Origin of the sequence: Allochromatium palmeri, assembly GCF_009720725.1 — a bacterium.
Classification (GTDB): domain Bacteria; phylum Pseudomonadota; class Gammaproteobacteria; order Chromatiales; family Chromatiaceae; genus Thermochromatium; species Thermochromatium palmeri.
In genome coordinates, this window is sequence record NZ_WNKT01000126.1 from 1 (window position 1) to 1,328 (window position 1,328).

General features: G+C 61.1%; 2 protein-coding genes. Both read right to left on the minus strand.

The window, feature by feature from the left end; translation table 11 throughout:
• The coding region (locus tag GJ668_RS19740; RefSeq protein ID WP_155451786.1) for an RNA-guided endonuclease InsQ/TnpB family protein at positions 1-650 on the minus strand (650 nt) is incomplete at its 3' end.
• Positions 634-1,269 (minus strand): IS607 family transposase, encoded by a 636-nt coding sequence (locus tag GJ668_RS19745; protein WP_155451787.1) that lies wholly within the window; start codon positions 1,267-1,269, stop codon positions 634-636. The genes GJ668_RS19740 and GJ668_RS19745, both read right to left, overlap by 17 nt.
• Positions 1,270-1,328 lie beyond the last annotated feature (59 nt).

Sequence of the window (1,328 nt, forward strand, 5' to 3'; positions counted from 1 at the left end):
GTCCGTTGTCGGCGCTGCAAACGCTTGAGGTTCTTCTTGAGCGCCGGGTTGGCGGGGATGACCTCGCCGGTACTCAAGGTCGCCAGATCCTTGATCCCGAAGTCCACGCCGACGGACGGCTGATCCGGCGCATGCGGGTTGTAGTCTTCGGTGTCGACCAGAATCGAGACGTAGAACCGACCGGCGCGCTTGCTGATGGTGGCCTGCTTGGTCTGACCGGTGAAGCGCAGCGGTTGACGCATCGCGATTCGCGTCGGAAGTTTTTCGATACGCAGGGTGCGACCATCGACGTCGAACTTGGCCGGCTCGCGCAGGGCGAAGGAGTCGTTGACGTCCTTTTTCTTGAACTGCGGATAGCCAGGAGTCTTGGAACCGGCCTTGACGCGCCGAAAGAACCCCTTGAAGGCGGCGTCCAGATCGTCGATGGCGTTGCGCGTCACCCGACTGGACACCTCGCTGTACCAAGGGAACTGAACGCGCAAGACCGTCATGTAGTGCTGATAGGCCGCTGCCTTCGACCACTTCACGCCGGGCTGACTGAAATGCTCCAGCAGGTGGTTGTAACAGTGCCGCCGCGCACCACACGCCTGATTGAGGTAGGTCGCCTGCTCCGGGGTTGGACGCAGCTCGATCTTATGGGCGATCAGCATGGGCCTCGACCGCCTGTTTCACGTCGTCCAACAGTGCCCGATTCTTGCGCGAGCGGCTGCCGTAGAGTCGAGCCGAGAAGACGGTGATGATCTCCAGCACATCGTTGGCCAGGTCTTCCTCGAAGGTGGTGTCCTCGCCCTGGTTGAGGATGACGACTTCGACCTGTTTGGCCTCGCAGATCGCGAACACCAGTTCTGCGCCGAAGCGCAGCAGCCGATCCTTGTGGGTGATGACCAGCCGCCCGATGCGTCCTTCAATCACCTCATCGAGCAGGCGTTTCAAGCCTTTTTTGTGATAGTTCATCCCCGACCCAAGATCGGCGATGACCTCGAAGGTCCAGCCCTGGCGGGCGCAATACAGTTCGAGCACCTGCTTCTGACGCTCCAGGTCGGCTTTCTGGTCATGGCTGGAGACGCGCGCATAGGCGATCGTGCGCCGGGCGCTCTCTGGGGCGCGAAAGCACTCCGGGCGCAACCGTGCCAAGTCATAGCGCCGCCGCCCGCCGGCGGTGCGCTCATCGGGAATGAGCTTGCCTTCGCGTTCCCAGCGCCGCAGCGTTTGCGCCGCAACGCCGAGGAAATCGGCGGCCTCTCGGATGCTGACCAGTTTGCGTGACATGGTTGAAATATAAATAACTGCGCAAAAATGCGCAACTCATATTGAAACTGTTCGAGCCC

What these genes read in the sequence shown, in the direction of transcription:
- GJ668_RS19745 (WP_155451787.1), bottom strand. Translation starts at nt 1,269, where the DNA reads ATGTCACGCAAACTGGTCAGCATCCGAGAGGCCGCCGATTTCCTCGGC.